General features: G+C 53.3%; 13 protein-coding genes. 9 read left to right on the top strand and 4 right to left on the bottom strand.

What is annotated here, in order from left to right; genetic code table 11:
• The first annotated feature begins 129 nt into the window (after positions 1-129).
• Positions 130-696 carry a hypothetical protein gene (locus Q1K76_RS01500; protein WP_300130502.1) on the top strand — a complete coding sequence of 189 codons (567 nt, stop codon included), beginning with the start codon at positions 130-132 and terminating at the stop codon, positions 694-696.
• Positions 697-1202: 506 nt separating this feature from the next.
• Here the strand turns inward: Q1K76_RS01500 and Q1K76_RS01495 are convergent.
• The 4 genes from Q1K76_RS01495 to Q1K76_RS01480 form a co-directional block, all read right to left on the bottom strand.
• Positions 1203-2834, bottom strand: coding sequence for an outer membrane protein transport protein (locus tag Q1K76_RS01495; protein ID WP_300130500.1), 1632 nt, complete (start codon positions 2832-2834; stop codon positions 1203-1205).
• 30 nt (positions 2835-2864) lie between these two features.
• Complete coding sequence (locus Q1K76_RS01490) at positions 2865-4268, bottom strand: hypothetical protein (RefSeq protein ID WP_300130498.1); 1404 nt, start codon at positions 4266-4268, stop codon at positions 2865-2867.
• A 267-nt stretch (positions 4269-4535) separates the two neighbouring features.
• Entirely contained in the window at positions 4536-5093 is a 558-nt protein-coding gene (locus Q1K76_RS01485; RefSeq protein ID WP_300130496.1) for an HdeD family acid-resistance protein, read from the bottom strand.
• 79 nt (positions 5094-5172) lie between these two features.
• Positions 5173-5886 carry a methyltransferase gene (locus Q1K76_RS01480; protein ID WP_300130494.1) on the bottom strand — a complete coding sequence of 238 codons (714 nt, stop codon included), beginning with the start codon at positions 5884-5886 and terminating at the stop codon, positions 5173-5175.
• Between the two features lie 235 nt (positions 5887-6121).
• On the opposite strand from Q1K76_RS01480, the gene lon reads away from it, so the two are divergent.
• From lon to lpdA, 8 genes are all read left to right on the top strand, one after another.
• Positions 6122-8518 (top strand): endopeptidase La, encoded by a 2397-nt coding sequence (gene lon, locus Q1K76_RS01475; protein WP_258327446.1) that lies wholly within the window; start codon positions 6122-6124, stop codon positions 8516-8518.
• 12 nt (positions 8519-8530) lie between these two features.
• Positions 8531-9595, top strand: a complete 1065-nt coding sequence (locus tag Q1K76_RS01470) for a D-2-hydroxyacid dehydrogenase (protein ID WP_087407352.1) — start codon at positions 8531-8533, stop codon at positions 9593-9595.
• Between the two features lie 261 nt (positions 9596-9856).
• Positions 9857-10834, top strand: coding sequence for a lipoate--protein ligase (locus tag Q1K76_RS01465; RefSeq protein WP_289540701.1), 978 nt, complete (start codon positions 9857-9859; stop codon positions 10832-10834).
• 28 nt (positions 10835-10862) lie between these two features.
• On the top strand, positions 10863-11957 hold the full coding sequence (gene gcvT / locus Q1K76_RS01460) for a glycine cleavage system aminomethyltransferase GcvT (RefSeq protein ID WP_300130491.1): 1095 nt from the start codon (positions 10863-10865) through the stop codon (positions 11955-11957).
• Positions 11958-11987: 30 nt separating this feature from the next.
• Positions 11988-12365, top strand: coding sequence for a glycine cleavage system protein GcvH (gcvH, locus tag Q1K76_RS01455; protein ID WP_087407349.1), 378 nt, complete (start codon positions 11988-11990; stop codon positions 12363-12365).
• Positions 12366-12386: 21 nt separating this feature from the next.
• Positions 12387-13715: an aminomethyl-transferring glycine dehydrogenase subunit GcvPA gene (gene gcvPA, locus Q1K76_RS01450; protein ID WP_087407348.1), complete on the top strand. Its 1329-nt coding sequence runs from the start codon at positions 12387-12389 to the stop codon at positions 13713-13715.
• Between the two features lie 3 nt (positions 13716-13718).
• Positions 13719-15176, top strand: a complete 1458-nt coding sequence (gene gcvPB, locus Q1K76_RS01445; protein ID WP_300130489.1) for an aminomethyl-transferring glycine dehydrogenase subunit GcvPB — start codon at positions 13719-13721, stop codon at positions 15174-15176.
• Between the two features lie 72 nt (positions 15177-15248).
• Positions 15249-16598: a dihydrolipoyl dehydrogenase gene (gene lpdA, locus Q1K76_RS01440; RefSeq protein WP_300130487.1), complete on the top strand. Its 1350-nt coding sequence runs from the start codon at positions 15249-15251 to the stop codon at positions 16596-16598.
• Positions 16599-16961: the final 363 nt, after the last annotated feature.

Below are 16961 nucleotides of genomic sequence, written 5' to 3'. Positions count from 1 at the left end.
CTGAGAATTGGATATTACAGATTTGCAGATGGTTTAAGCAATGCTCAACGGAATAAATTATATATTCCTTTGCTTATAACTAAATAGGACATAATCCGTATATTTGCGATAAACAAAAGAAAACATAATATGAACATGAATACACACGCATTTGGACTTCTTCTGCTGATCACTTTCTTTGCCACAAGTTGTAGTCATCAAGGCACGGGCCATCATCGTGAAAACGGCTGGTATCGCATTATAGACGGACAAACAGACAGTATCGCTTCCACTCCTATCATTACGGTAAAAGAATTTACCGATTTGAGATTGGACGAAGATTATTTTGAGAAAAGCGTGATAATAGGAAATGTAAGTAAACATAAATTGCAAGCGTGGTCCGATTCGACAGAACAGCTGGTAGACAAGCGAATGGGATTTGTATTCAATGATTCCGTAATTACCGCGCCTCGTATAAATATGAGATTGGAAAGTGGCACATTCCAAATAGCGACAAATAAGAATTATGATATGAAGTCACTATACAGAAGTCTGTTAAAAGAGAAGAAAGATTCTTTGGATGCTTTGTTCAAAAACAAAGGCTGGGAAATAGACACCCTTTTTTACAACCGCTTGGGACAGGTTGAACAGGATTCAATCATAAACTCTTTGGATTATAATGATGCTTGTGCCATCATAGTGGGCTTTGAGAGATAATTGGTCAGTAAGTTTCTGGAACTTAACTTATTTGTGCTGACATTTAGCGTATGCAACGCATTGTTCCCGTCTGGACGGGCCGTTGAAGAATATAGACTTCTGTTTAAGAATACAATAAAGGGAGAATCTTTCGGTATCGGACCGGAGGGTTCTCCCTTTAATCAATTTGAAATATTTAGAGGGAATATTTCAGCTCTTCTATTCTTTACAGTCTATATTCATCCATATTGAAATCTCGGGCGCATCATATTCTACATCTTTCTCTTTACCTCCGAAGTTTAATAGCAATTGGTCTCATGTAACGTATAACAACCACACGGATTTCTATTACTCATTAAAGAAAAAGGGATATATTATGATGGTTAATAAATAATATATAGCCTCTTCAGGTCCTGAATTTTAGTTGATTTTCGACTATTGATTCGTATAAACACTTATTGCTAACCCTCAAAAAAACGAAAGGACGCTTCAAAACGAAACGCCCTTCCAAAATATTTTTTTATCCGTTAAAACTTCACTCCCATCGTCAAGGCAAACGAATTGTTGTGGTCGGTTAATGTCGATATCTGAGGCGAAATAGCCAATGACTGATTCATGACATCGGGATCGAAAAGGTCGTCGGAACCCGAAGGCAGCGGAGAGAAGGGGAAAAGCTCGCTGCGACGATAACGGTGCATATAGGCAACATCGACATAGACATTGGCAAAACGGTACCCAAGCCCTACGGTAAAGTAGTTGGTCTCCCGGTCGAGGGTAAACATGGTCAGGGTCCCGGCAGTAGGAATCTCATGTCCCGACCTGTACTCCGATTTCACAGGAGACGTTTGGTAGGCATAGCCCAACCGAGCACTAAACTGCGGAGTAATGCGATATTCGCCACCCACCTTGAAAGTATGCACGGGAGAGAGCATCTCGGAAATTTCGTTGTTTGTATTGTAAAACATGTCGATTGTATAGGGATCGTCGAACGACATGTTGTTATTGGCCGTATACTCGTAGTCGAAACTCAGAATACCACCCTGCCCAAACACGTAGGCGGCACTGGCAATCATGCGCCAAGGCGACTCAAACTCGTAGCTGTAACTGCCGTTAGGCGTCTCGGCCAAATCGTTATACGAGGTCCCGCTACGGTCGAAATTATATTTTACGGCAGCCGAATAGGTATCGGTCATTTTGTAATAGTTGGGGGTATGGAAAGCAAAACCCAACCGGAAGTTATTGGTTGCCCGCATAATCACACCCAAGTTGGCCTTGATACCCGAGCCGTTGGTGTGCAAGGCATTCTGCATGAGATACCAGCCATTGGTATTGGCGCTGCTCACCGAGCCGTTATCGTCGGGCAGATAACCCCCGGTAAAGTTCTCGCCATATCCGCTCTGTATGTCATACGAAAAGTCGGTCACTGCAACGCCGATACCCCAGTAGAAGACATCGTAGATATTACCGCCGATGTTGAAGTTGTACTCGTCAATCGAGCCTTTCTCCCGCACATACAGGTCGCCGGTAGCCGAAGTCCCGCTACCCACGACACTGCTCCAGGTATTTGAGCTCTTGGGGTTAATCAGATATGATTGATAGCCCAGCACATTGAGCCAGGGGCTGCTGTCGTAAGGGTCGAAACTGGAATTGTTGCTCGACGCCAGATTGTCGACCGAGATTCCATCGGAGAGTTTGGCGATATACCCCGACAGCGAATTGGCACCCGAGATATTGGCATAGCTGGTTTTGTATGAGCGGTCGAACGACTTCTGCTTGTTGTAGGCAAAGCCGAAATTCAGATTCTTCAGGGCCTCCTGATTGAAACGAACGGTCCAGACAAAACCGAAATTGTTGCACGAGAATTTGAACTTACTGTCGGAGTAGTTATTACCGGCAGTATTCACCGTGCTCACCTGATTCGAAAAGTCGATGGTGGCGGCAATGTCGGAGTTTCTATAGACACCTATACCAGCCGGATTCTGGCCCAAGGTCGTTATATCGCCGCCTAATGCGCCGAAGGCTCCGGCCATGCCCATATACCGGGCCGTACCTCGTATATCTTGTTGTGAATATTTCAAGGCATCGACCACGCCTTGACCAAAGAGCATGGAGCTGCTACAAAGAGCAACTCCAGCCAAAGCATATTTTACCGTTTTCATATTGTTCTTACTTGATGATTCACGTCTTGCTTATCTACGACCTCCACGGCCTCCTCCACTGGATCCCCGCGAAGAGGTACCGCTGCTTCTTCTCGACGAAGAGGAAGGAGCCGAATAGCTACCCGAAGAGCGACGGCTCGACGACCCGCTCGAGAAACTCGAGGAACGTCCCGAAGTCGAGGAGTTTCGATTGAACGAAGAGCTTGAGCTCGAGCTGCTGCCCCGTCGACTGGTACCGACAGTACCACTGTTGTAACCCCTGTTATAGCTGTTGCTCGAGGAGCTCGGACGGGTATTGATTGTCGTCTGTCTGCGACTTTGAGTCGTCGACGGAACCGATACCGAGCTCGACGACGAACTGGTGCCTCGGCGAGAAGTATTGGCAGAGCCGAAACTATACCCACGATTCGAATTGGAGCTGGAGCTATTGCTGATGACCGTTCCCCGGTTGGTGCGAACACCATTTACAGAACTGCTGCCATTCGACGATGAAGAAACACTGGTCGTTGCTCGGCGACTGGTCGTAGTCGACGCCGAAGTCGAAGCGGTACCCACCGTTGCCCGACGTCCGGTAGTCGTCACCCCATTGCCCGACGATACGATATTACCGCCATAGCGATTGGGCTGACGCCCGTTGGGAGTATATTGCGGACGTGCCGGAGCATTCCATCCGTAGTAGGGACGATGGTAGTAGTAGGGCGAATAGTAGTGATGGTGATGGAAATAGGGACTGTACCACGAGTTCCATCCCCAATAGCCACCCCAGTAGCCGCCCCAACCGTAGTAGTAGGGATCATATCCCCAACCAAACCGCCACGGGCCCACACTCCAGCGCCACGACCAACTGGTATAGGAATAGGGTGTCCACATGTAATCCCAGTACCAGGGATTCGTCCAGGTGGGAGTTACCCAAGCATAGTTGTCCGAAATGTAGACATTCCAGTCGTTATTGTCGAGGAAATAAATATCGGAATAGAAGGGATCGCTTACCGACACCACAAACTTGGGGTTGTGGAACCGACGAATACGCAGGGCATACTCATAGTCCGAAGCCGATCCGTTGAAACCGTTCAGGTAGTAACCGTCATCGCCATTCTCGTCGACAATATTATACTCGACATAATTTTCCTGCTGATTGGCTGCCAACTGATCGAGGGTCACCTCCGGAGCCGAACTGCCTCGACGATTGTACTCGTCGACATCGAAGAACTGTTTGTCGGCAGTCATCACCAACGTCTTCTTCACAACCGTATCCGAAGCTGCCCTGACGGCGGCAGCCTGCGCAGCTTTCTCCTTTGCCTTTTGCTCTACAATCGGATTCTTATCATTCGGATTATAATAAATATCATCTTCGATTACATACGAGCTTGCCCTGGCAAAGCTCACCCCAAGCATCGGCAATATAATCAACAGGGCAAATCTTCTTGTTTTCATAACCACTTCTCCTTAGTTTAATTACTCTATTGATTGATTCTATAATTTATCCATTAGACTTTTCTTTCAAAAAATAGTTTAACGGCCTTTCTACTAAAAGAAACTAAAAAGCCGATAAATACTGCATACAGTTCTCTTAATTTTCTACAAATATACTCTTTTCCTGCTTATAAGAAACACCCACAAAAGGATTTAACGCACTTAAACAAAAAGCGCTCACCTCCGATAGAGACGAGCGCTCGATGCAAAACAGCCTGTCGGGAACCGTCATTGAGCCTTAGGCCGTAACGAATAGCCGAAAAGGATAAGTGTGATACCCCAGTAGAGGAAGGCTGCGGCACATAAAAAGACAATCGAGAAGGTGGCCATGAAAGGCATCGACAAAAACAGGAATCCAAGAACGAGCAGCAACAGACCGTTGATGAGATAGACCCACCAGTACCGGTGCGTAGAGGTCATGGCAAATGCCGAAGCCAGATTGGAAATACCCTTGTACAGGAATATGAATGCAAAGAAGAAAGGTAACACCGTTTCGCTGAACGAAAGATTCCCCACCAAAATGAAACCAATGAGTATGTCGATGACACCCCCGGCCAACCACCAGCCCCAGCCGCGCACCTTACGCTTTACATTGTTCGATACAATGAGCTGCACAACACCAAACAAAATCAGCATCCATCCCAACAGCATGGAGAGCACTTCATAGCCCAGTGTCGGCTGCGACCAAAGCCACAAGCCGCAAGATATCATCAATAACCCGACTACAATCAGGGCCCACCAATACTTGGTTTTGCCCCAGAAATACATGGTTGAAATATCCATCATAGCAAATAGTTGTAATTAAAATTATAGATTCACACAAACTACAACTATAACAGTCGGGATACCGCATTTGTTCCGGGTTTTACATTTTCAGATAAAAATCACGGGTAAGCGACACATAGTCTGTTGTGTAGCCCGCACCCCGCTGTTCGATGGCCATGACATGGGTCTGCAAAGGCCGGCGTGCCCTGCCCCACTCCGACATCAACCGTTTGGGTGCTCGCCCCGCGATACCCGACACATAGGTGAACCGGGCCGGATAGAAGCCGTGCAACAGGGCCACAAAGGTGAGATGCTCCTCCAAATCGGCCGGTGAGATAAGCGACACACGTCCGCCCGGCAACAGCAGCGCAGCTGCCCCCTCGAACAGAGTCTCGTAGTCGAGCGTACCAGTGTGCCGGGCCCTCTCCCGACGGCTGTCGGGCGGCAACAACGACTGCACGAAATAGGGCGGATTGGAGAGAATATGGTCGTACCGCGGCCGGGTGTATCGGCCGAACCAATCGCAGAAATCGGCCTTATAGATTGTGACACGGTCGCTCCAGGGCGACAGTCCCGCATTCAGAGCCGCATCGCAGGCAGCCCCGAAATCCAGCTCGACAGCGTCGATACAAGCCGCCGAGCGTTGAGCCGCCATGAGAGCTATCAGCCCGGTGCCGGTCCCCACGTCGAGAATGCGCTTGGCCTCTCCGATGCGACACCAGGCCCCGAGCAACACCCCATCGGTACCTACCCGCATGGCGGCACGCTCCTGATAAATCGTAAACTGCTTGAATTTGAAAAAAGAATTTGCCATATTGCTTTGCTTTGGGCATGCAAAATAAACAAAAAAACATAATAATTTCGACAATGCCCTCTTATTTGCGTAACTTTGGCACGCCTGTTGCAGGATAACATAAAATAAGAGACAGGGGAAGACTATGCTTGCAACAGAAGTATGGCTACCTGCCAAAATGTCAATATGGAACCAAACACCTAAGAATAAGAACAAGTTTATGATCTGCGAAAACGACGAAAATACACCTTCGATTATGCCACTGTTTACCGAAATATCCGGACAAAACGATTCGGAATGCAAGACGTTAGACACCAAAGGATTGCCTATTCTCGCCTTGCGCAACATGGTATTGTTCCCGGGAGTAGCCATCCCGGTGAACGTAGGCCGCCCCAAGTCGCTGCAACTGGTCAAGGATGCTCAGAACAACCATACCCCCATCGGCGTGGTATGTCAGCGCAATGCAGCCGTTGAAGACCCGGGGCGCGACGACCTGTACGAGGTGGGTGTAATCGGCGAAATCATCAAGATACTGGAGATGCCCGACGACAGCACGACCGTGATTCTGCAGGGTAAGATGAAGCGCTTCAAAATCGACGAAGTGACCGAGACCTTCCCCTACATGCGTGCCAATGTGTCGCTACTCGACGAAATCATGCCCGAACCCGACGACAAGGAGTTTGAAGCGTTGGTATCGGCCATGAAAGACCTGACCTTCGACTTGCTGAAAAACATCGGCGAGCAGGCCAAAGAGTTGATTTTTGCCATTCGAAATATCGACAATGCCCACTACCTCATCAACTTCCTGGGAGCCAATATCCCGCTGACAGCTGCTCAAAAACAGGAACTGCTGGGTATCGACAACATGAAGGCCCGCCTCTTCAAGCTCTACGAGATGCTCACCCAAGAGGCGCAACTGCTGCAAATCAAGGCCGACATCCAGTCCAAAACCCGCGAGGACCTGAACCAGCAACAACGGGAACACTTCCTGCAACAGCAGATACGTACTATCCAGGAGGAGCTGGGCGGCAACATGCAGGACCAGGACATACAGGAGTTGCGCGAACGGGCCGAAAAGAAGAAATGGGATGCCAAGACGGCCGAGATTTTCGAGAAAGAGATGCGCAAGCTCGAGCGGCTGCACCCGCAATCGCCCGACTTCTCGGTGCAGTATACCTACCTCGACACGCTGCTCGAGTTGCCATGGAACGAGTACACGCAAGACAACTTCAACCTGAACCACGTGCAGAAACAGCTCGACAAGGACCACTACGGTCTCGACAAGGTGAAAGAGCGCATCATCGAACATCTGGCCGTGCTGAAGCTGCGGGGCGACATGAAATCGCCCATCATCTGCCTCTACGGACCTCCGGGCGTGGGCAAGACCTCGCTGGGTAAATCCATAGCCGAGGCACTGAACCGCAAGTATATACGCATCTCGTTGGGCGGTCTGCACGACGAGGCCGAGATACGGGGTCACCGGCGCACCTACATCGGGGCCATGCCGGGCCGTATTATCCAGGGGCTCATCAAGGCGAAGAGCTCCAACCCGGTATTCGTGCTCGACGAAATCGACAAGATAGGCAACGACTTCAAGGGCGACCCGGCATCGGCGCTGCTCGAAGTGCTCGACCCCGAACAGAACAACGCCTTCCACGACAACTACATCGACATCGACTACGACCTGTCGAAGATTCTGTTCATCGCTACGGCCAACAATCTCAACACCATATCGCAGCCCCTGCTCGACCGTATGGAGCTGATCGACATCAGCGGATACATACTCGAGGAGAAGGTCGAAATCGGCCGCCGGCACCTGGTACCCAAGCAACTCGAGAACCACGGGTTGAAAGAGGGCGACGTAGTCATACCCAAAAAGGTGATGGCTGCCATCGTCGACCAGTACACCCGCGAGTCGGGCGTGCGCGAGCTCGACAAGAAGATAGCCCGCATCATGCGGAAAATCGCCCGCATGAAGGCCTCGGGCAAGGAGTACAACCACACCCTCACACTCGACGACCTGCACGAGTATCTGGGGGCTCAGGAGTACAACCGCGACAAATACGAGAACAACGACTACGCCGGTGTCGTAACCGGGCTGGCCTGGACGGCGGTAGGCGGCGAAATACTCTTCGTAGAGTCGAGCCTGAGCAAATCGAAGGGCGAGAAACTCACCCTCACCGGCAACCTGGGCGACGTGATGAAGGAGTCGGCTGTCATTGCCCTGCAATACATCAAGTCGCACGCTTCGCTGCTGGGTATCGACGAAGATGTGTTCGACAAGTGGGCCGTACACATCCACGTGCCCGAAGGTGCCATTCCCAAAGACGGCCCCTCGGCCGGTATCACCATGGTCACCTCGCTGGCCTCGACCTTCACGCAACGCAAGGTGAAAGACCACTTGGCCATGACGGGCGAGATTACCCTGCGGGGCAAAGTGCTGCCCGTGGGCGGTATCAAGGAGAAAATTCTGGCGGCCAAACGAGCCGGCATACGCGACATTATCCTCTCGGAGGAGAACCGCAAAGACATCGAAGAAATCAAGGATACCTACCTGAAAGGGCTCACCTTCCACTACGTGAAGAATATCGAAGAGGTGTTGAAGATTGCCCTCACCGACGAAAAGGTAAAAAATGCCATAGAGATTAAATAAGAATAGTGCATTATGAAAGAGTGGAAAATAACCGAAGGATATAAAGTAAAAGAGGGAGAAGTCTCCTGGAACGAACTGAAACGTACGACCGAAAAGACCGCCGAAGAGCGTCGCCCGGCACACCGCATCGTGGCGCTCGACGGCTACGGACTGAACCCCGGCGACCTGTCGTGGGAGAAGATCGAAGCGCTGGGCGACTTCACCGTCTACGACCGCACCGCAGTCGACGAGATTGTGGAACGGGCCGCCGAAGCCGACATCGTACTCACCAACAAGACTCCGCTCAGTGCCGCTACGCTGGACAAGTTGCCCCGGCTGCGCTACATCGGGGTATTGGCTACGGGATACAACATCGTCGACATCGAAGCCGCCAAAGAGCGCGGCATCGTAGTCACCAACATACCGTCGTACAGCACCGACTCGGTGGCTCAAATGGTATTTGCCCACATCCTCAACATAGCCAGTGACGTGGCCACCCACTCGCAGAGCGTGAAAGCCGGCGACTGGGCACGCTGCAAAGACTTCTGCTATCTGAAGAGCCCGGTATTCGAGCTGGCCGGCAAGACCATCGGCATCGTCGGGTTCGGACACATTGGCAGTGCCGTGGCCCGCATCGCCCACGCATTCGGCATGAAGGTATTGGCCAAGACCTCCAAGAGCCGCGAAACCCTGCCCGACTACGTCACCCCCGTCGACTGGGAAACCCTGTTGGCCGAGAGCGACGTCATCACGCTGCACTGCCCTCTCACCGACTCGACCCGCAACCTCGTCAATGCCGACGCCATTGCCCGCATGAAACCGACGGCTATCGTCATCAACACGGGACGCGGCCCGCTGGTCAACGAGCACGACCTGGCCGAGGCGCTGAACTGCGGCCGCATCAAGGCCGCCGGAGTCGACGTTCTGTCGCAGGAGCCGCCGCGGCCCGACAACCCGCTCGTCGCTGCCCGCAACTGCTACATCACCCCGCACATTGCCTGGGCCACCCTCGAGGCCCGCGAGCGGTTGATGCAGATTGCTGCCGACAACATACGCCAATACATCGCCGGGAACATCGTCAACCAGGTAAACCGCTAATCGGTCCGAACAAGATAAAAGGCCCGCTACTCACCCCCATGTGAGCCGCGGGCTTTTTGCATACCTGCTTGTCCGTACACACGAGCCAACAGGACCAAACCGCCACACACTCACAAGACTACCGCTGTTCGACTCTTGTACAATTTGAAAGCATCCAAACCGGGGCAACAAGAAAATTCAAGAAAAATTCGAGACAATTTATCGTCCTTTACAAAAGAATATATAAATTTGTAAGGTACAAACGCTGTTGACCTGATACCTATGAGATATATCGCCCTGCCGGACCAAACAGTGCGCCGCCTGTCGTTCTACCTGGCTATGGAAGAATACATAGCCCGTACGCGAAGCGGCGAAGATTGCTTCTTCATGTGGCAGGTAAATCCTACCGTTATTTTTGGACGCAACCAGTTGATGGAGAATGAAATCAACATGGACTACGTTCGCTCGCACGGCATCCAGTACTATCGCCGCAAATCGGGCGGAGGCTGCGTCTATGCCGACTTCAGCAACATCATGTTCTCCTACATCACCGACGACTTCAACGTCAGTTTCACCTTCGACCGCTACCTGCAACTCATCGCCCGCACCCTGAATAAACTGGGCGTGCAGGCCCTGGCTTCGGGACGCAACGACATCACCGTCGACGGCAAGAAGGTGTCGGGCAATGCGTTCTACCGTGTGGGAGGACGCAGCATCGTACACGGCACCATGCTCTTCGACACCAACCTCGAAGACCTGGTTCTCTCCATCACCCCCAGCAACGAGAAGCTCATCACCAAGGGGGTGGAGTCGGTGCGCAAGCGGGTGACCAACCTCAAGGAGTATCTCGACATCGACATCGAGGAGTTCAAGCGCTTCATGCGCACGTCGCTCTGCGACAGCGAGGAGTGCCTTACCCCCGACGACATCACCCGCATCGGCGAAATCGAAAAGGAGTACCTGAAAGAGGAGTGGATTCTGGGTAACAACCCACGCTACACGCTGGTGCGCCGCGGCTACGGCTCGGCCGGCGAGATAGAGGCCCGTATCGAAATCAAAAACGGCATCGTCAAGGCGCTGAACCTCATGGGCGACTACTTCCCGATAGGCGAAATCGACGAGTTCCTCGACCGCTTCCGCGAGGTGCCCTTCACCCGCGAAGCCTTCGACCGGGTGCTCGACGATACCCCCATCGAGCGCTACATACACCGGCTCGACCGGGCGGCCTTTACCCATATTTTATTCAACGAGCAGAAATAGATTTTATCATAAAAAACACCTGTTGACTATGGAAGATATTTTAAAAACGTGCCTGCATCAGAAACACCTCGATCTGGGTGCCAAGATGATGCCTTTCGGCGGATTTGACATGCCTATTGAATACACCTCGATTATCGAGGAGCACAATGCCGTACGCCACGCCGCCGGCATATTCGATGTGTCGCACATGGGCGAGATACTCATCACCGGCCCCGACAGCGAGCGCTACATCAACTACATTTTCACCAACAACATACGGGGTGCCGAGCCCGGGAAAATCTTCTACGGCATGCTGCTCTACCCCGACGGCGGTACCGTCGACGACCTGCTGGTCTACAAGATGGGCGACGAGCGCTTCTTCCTCGTGGTAAACGCCTCGAACATTGCCAAGGATTACCAGTGGATTGTCGAGCACAGCGCCGGCTACAACCTGAATATCGAGAACCAGTCGGACTACTACGGCGAAGTGGCCGTGCAGGGTCCCAAGGCCGAAGCCTGCATCGAAGAGCTGCTGCACCTCGAGGTAAAGGATCTGCAGTTCTACACCTGCAAGGAGATTGAGTGCGACGGCGAAACCATCATCGTTTCGCGCACGGGCTATACCGGCGAAGACGGTTTCGAGATTTACGGCAGCCACGCCTTCATCAACAAGGTATGGGATGTGCTGGTAGGTTCGAAACAGGTACTGCCCTGCGGACTGGGTTGCCGCGACACGCTGCGCTTCGAGGTAGGACTGCCACTCTACGGTCACGAACTCGAAAAAGACATTACCCCCATCGAGGCCGGCCTGGGCATGTTTGTCAAACTCGACAAGGACGATTTCATCGGCAAAGAGGCTATCGCCCGCCAGAAGGCCGAAGGTGCCAAACGCAAAATCGTGGGCATCGAACTGGCCGACAAGGCTATCCCCCGCAGCGGCTACGAAGTCTATGCCGACGGCAAGGTGATAGGCCACGTCACAACCGGCTACAACTCCATATCTACCGGCAAGAGCGTGTGCATGGCCCTTATCGACAGCGCCTACGCCGCCCTGGGTACCGAGGTAGAGATTCACATCCGCAAGAAATTCTTCAAGGGAACGGTCGTCAAGAAACGCTTCTACGAAAAGAACTATAAAAAATGATTTATTGACAAACCTAAAAATAACAAGATTATGAGTACAGTATTGGACGGACTTTATTATTCCGAATCACACGAGTGGTTAAAAGTTGAAGGCGAATTCGGCTACATCGGTATCACCGACTATGCCCAACACCAACTGGGTAGCGTAGTATACGTAGACCTGCCCGAGGTAGACGATGAGCTGAACCAGGGCGAAGAGTTCGGAGCCGTCGAGAGTGTGAAAGCTGCCAGCGACCTGCTGTCGCCCATCAGCGGAACCGTCGTAGAGATTAACGAAGCGCTGGAAGACAAGCCCGAACTGTTGAACGAAGATGCTTTCAACAACTGGATCTGCAAGGTAACGATAAGCGACCCCGAAGAGTTGAAAAACCTGATGGACGCCGAGGCCTACAAAGCTATTTGCGAATAATCGACGGAGGAGGATAAGTACATGTACAAATATTTCCCGCATACCGAATCGGATATTGCCGAAATGCTGGAGCGGATAGGCGTCGCGTCGCTCGACGATCTCTACGCCGAAATCCCCGAAAGCATTCGCTTCGACAAAGACTACAACCTGAAGAAGTCGATGTCGGAAGACGAGGTACGTAACTATTTCAAGGAGCTGGGCAACCTGAACCACCCGCTCACCGTCTTTGCCGGCGGCGGAGCCTATGACCACTACTCTCCCTCGGTCATCGGGCAGCTCATCGCCCGCTCGGAGTACCTCACGGCCTACACCCCCTACCAGCCCGAGATTTCGCAGGGAACCCTGCAATACATCTTCGAGTTCCAAAGCATGATGTGCGAACTCACCGGCATGGAGTGCTGCAACGCCTCGATGTACGACGGCGCCACCGCTACGGCCGAGGCCATGCTCATGGCCATCGCCCATGCCAAGAAACGCAACAAGGTAATTATCTCGCGCACGGTGAGCGAACGGGTGATTGCCGTCGTAGAGACCTACGCCCGTTTCCACGGCGTGACGCTCGACTATATTCCCGAGAATGATGGCGTGACCGACAAGGCCGCCATGGAACAGATGCTCGAGGCCAACGACGTGGCCGGTGTCATCGTGAGCACCCCCAACCGCTACGGCATCATCGAGGACTTCACTGGCTTTGCCGAGAGCACGCACGCCCACAAGACTCTCTTTATCGTCAACGCCGACCCCTCGGCCATGGCCGTGTTGAAGACGCCCGGCGAATGGGGTGCCGATATTGCCTGCGGCGACGGTCAGTCGCTGGGCATGCCGTTGAACTTCGGCGGTCCCTACGTGGGTTATCTGGCCGCCTCGCGCGACCTGGTGCGCAAATTGCCGGGCCGTATCGTAGGCGCTACGAAGGATGTCGACGGCAAACGGGCCTTTGTGCTCACCCTGCAGGCTCGCGAGCAGCACATCCGCCGGCAGAAGGCCAACAGCAACATCTGCTCCAACCAGTCGCTCATGGCGCTGTATGTCACCATCTACATGGCTCTCATGGGCAAACGCGGTTTGCAGGAGGTCAACGAGAAATCCTATGCCGGGGCACACTACCTGTGCGACAAGCTGCTGGCTACGGGCAAATTCTCGCTCTGCTTCGACAAACCCTTCCTGAAAGAGTTCGCCGTACGCACCACCCTGAACCGGGAGACGCTGATGAAACATCTCGAAGAGAAAGGCTTCCTGGCCGGTATCCCCGTCGAAGGAACCGACGACACGATACTCTTCTGCGTAACCGAAAAACGCACCCGCGAAGAGATTGACAATTTGGTTTCACTAATCGAACAGGAGGGATAAGCCATGAAGTATTACAACAAACTGATATTCGAAATTTCAAAACCGGGACGCGTAGGCTACTCCCTGCCCCAATCCGATTTCGGCAACTATTCGCTGGCCGACCTGCCCCAGACACTGCGGAGAGAGACTCCGGCCGAATTGCCCGAAGTGAGCGAACTCGACGTAGTGCGCCACTATACCAACGTATCGAACAAGAACTTCGGTGTCGAGACCGGCTTCTATCCGCTGGGCTCCTGCACCATGAAGTACAACCCCAAGATAAACGAAGAGATGGCTGCGATGCCGGCCTTCACCACGCTGCACCCGCGGCAGAGCGAAGAGTCGGTACAGGGTGCCCTGCGGCTCTACTACGAGTTGGCCCAGGCATTGGCCGAGATTTCGGGTCTGGCCGAATTCACGCTCAACCCCTTTGCCGGTGCTCACGGCGAGCTGACCGGATTGATGCTCATGCGTCAGTACCACATCAAACGGGGCGACCTGAAACGTACCAAGGTCATCGTACCCGACAGTGCCCACGGCACCAACCCGGCCAGTGCGGCCGTGTGCGGCCTGGAGATTGTCGAGGTGCCCTCGACCCCCGAAGGTACCATCGACGTGGCCAAGCTCGAACCGCTGCTCGACGACACGATTGCCGGTATCATGATGACCAACCCCAACACGCTGGGTATCTTCGAGAAAGAGATTCCCCAGATTGCCAAGCTGGTACACGGATGCGGCGGTCTGCTCTACTACGACGGAGCCAACCTCAACCCGCTGCTGGGCCGTTGCCGTCCCGGCGACATGGGCTTCGACATCATGCACATCAACCTGCACAAGACCTTCTCTACCCCGCACGGCGGCGGTGGTCCCGGTAGCGGCCCCGTAGGTGTGGCTGCCGCTCTGGTCGACTATCTGCCCCGTCCCCGCGTGGTGAAACACGGCGACCGTTACGCCGTCGAAGGGGGTGCCGACAGCCTGGGCAGCGTATCGGGTTTCTTCGGCAACTTCGGGGTGATGATGCGGGCCTACGCCTATATCCTATCGCTGGGTAAGGAGCATATCAAACATGTGGGCGAACTGGCCACACTCAACGCCAACTACGTGAAAGAGTCGTTGAAAGATTGCTACTACCTCCCCATCGAGGGCATCTGCAAGCACGAGTTCGTATTCGACGGCCTGCTCGACAAGTCGACCGGCGTCACTACACTCGACGTGGCCAAACGTCTGCTCGACTATGGATACCATGCGCCTACCATCTACTTCCCGCTGCTGTTCCATCAGTCGATTATGATCGAGCCTACCGAGACGGAGTCGAAAGAGACGCTCGACGAGTTTATCGAAGCCATGCGCACCGTGGCCCGCGAAGCCATCGACGACCCCGAAATGGTGAAGAGCGCTCCGCACGTGACACCCGTACGCCGACTCGACGAGACGACCGCAGCCAAGACCCCCATCTTGCGCTTCAAAGATTTGAATTATTAAAACCTCACCTTTACGGAGACCGGGAAGGCGCCCTGCGCTTTCCCCTCTCCGTTTTTTATTTCTTACATGCACATGAACAGCGATATTATCATCATCGGAGCCGGCCCCGGCGGATACGAAACGGCCCTGTATGCCGCCAAGAAGGGACTGAGCGTCACCCTGTTTGAAGAGCGCCGGGTCGGAGGCACCTGTCTGCAAGAGGGGTGTATCCCCACCAAATGCTTCTGTCGCAGCGCCGAGGTGGCCGACACCATTGCCCACTGCGAGGCGATGGGTATCGGGGCGACGGCTCCTACCGTAGATATGGCACGTGTCGTAGCCCGCAAAAACGAGGTGGTGGCCCAACTCACCGCCGGCATCGAGTTCCTGTTGAAAAACAAACTCATCACCTGCATACCCGAACGGGCCGAACTGCTCGACGCCCACACCGTGAAGAGCGCCTCGGGCGAGACCTATACGGCCCGGCACATACTCATAGCCACCGGCTCTACGGCCAAGATTCCGCCCATCGCGGGGAGTGACCTGCCCGGGGTAGTCACCTCGACCCAACTGCTCGACATCGACCACATACCCTCGCGGCTCTGCATCGTGGGAGCCGGTGTCATCGGGCTCGAGTTCGCCTCCATCTTCCGCAGCTTCGGCAGCGAAGTCACCATGCTCGAGTTTGCCAAAGAGATTCTGCCCAACTTCGACACCGACATCAGCAAACGGCTGAAACAGGTTCTCTCCAAGCGGGGCATCGAGTTCTTCAACCAGGCCGGTGTAAACGCCATCGAGTCGACCGGCTCGGGGCTGACCGTCCGCTACACCTGGAAAAACCAGGAGCACACGGTCGAGGCCGACACGGTATTGATTGCTACCGGCCGGGCCCCTCGCGTCGAAGGGCTGGGACTCGACACCGTGGGCATACACTACTCGACCAAAGGCATCGAGACCGACGACAACCTGCAGACCAACGTGCCCGACGTCTATGCCATAGGCGACGTGAACGGCCGCTGTCTGCTGGCCCATGCCGCCTCGTTCCAGGGACGCAAGGTCATCGACCACCTGCTGGGCCAGGAGAGCGGCATCGACCTCAGTATCATTCCCTCGGCCGTATTTACCCACCCCGAAGCCGGTATGGTGGGACTCACCGAAGAGGAGTGCAAACAGCAGGGCATCGCCTTCACGGCCAAGAAATCGCTCTTCCGGGCCAACGGTAAGGCGGTGAGCATGGGCGAGCCCGACGGGCTGTGCAAACTCATTGCCGACGAAAACGGCCGCATCATCGGCGGCCATATCTTCGGGGCCCACGCTGCCGATCTGATACAGGAGATTTCGGCCCTGATGAACCGCGCTACCACCGTAGCCCAACTGAAAGAGATGGTACATGCACACCCCACCCTCTCGGAGGTGCTGCAAGAGTGTGCCCGGGAATTTTAGGGAATCCCCCTACTCCACAGGATAACGAAAGAGGCTGTATCTATCTTGGATGCAGCCTCTTTCCGTATAAACGTACATAATCGTTCCACCCGAGAAAAGCATGGGTCTAGATTGTTTCTTTCAATAATTTTTTGCTACTTTGTAACTGATATAATATGTAAAGCCTTAATCTGAAAAAGAACACACCTATGGAAACGACAAATTGTGAAAACATCGGTATAAAAATAAAGATAAAAGACAACCTGACCGACCCGAGAATTTTGGGGTTCATCAAGGAGAAAGATTGGACGTTCTCGTTAAAAGACTTTCATACATTTCTGGATTCCTTGGAACGACCGTTCTACAATGAACGGGCTCGACAAA

This window comes from uncultured Barnesiella sp. (assembly GCF_946496565.1).
GTDB lineage: Bacteria > Bacteroidota > Bacteroidia > Bacteroidales > Barnesiellaceae > Barnesiella > Barnesiella merdigallinarum.
This window is presented reverse-complemented; position numbering and strand designations above follow the sequence as displayed.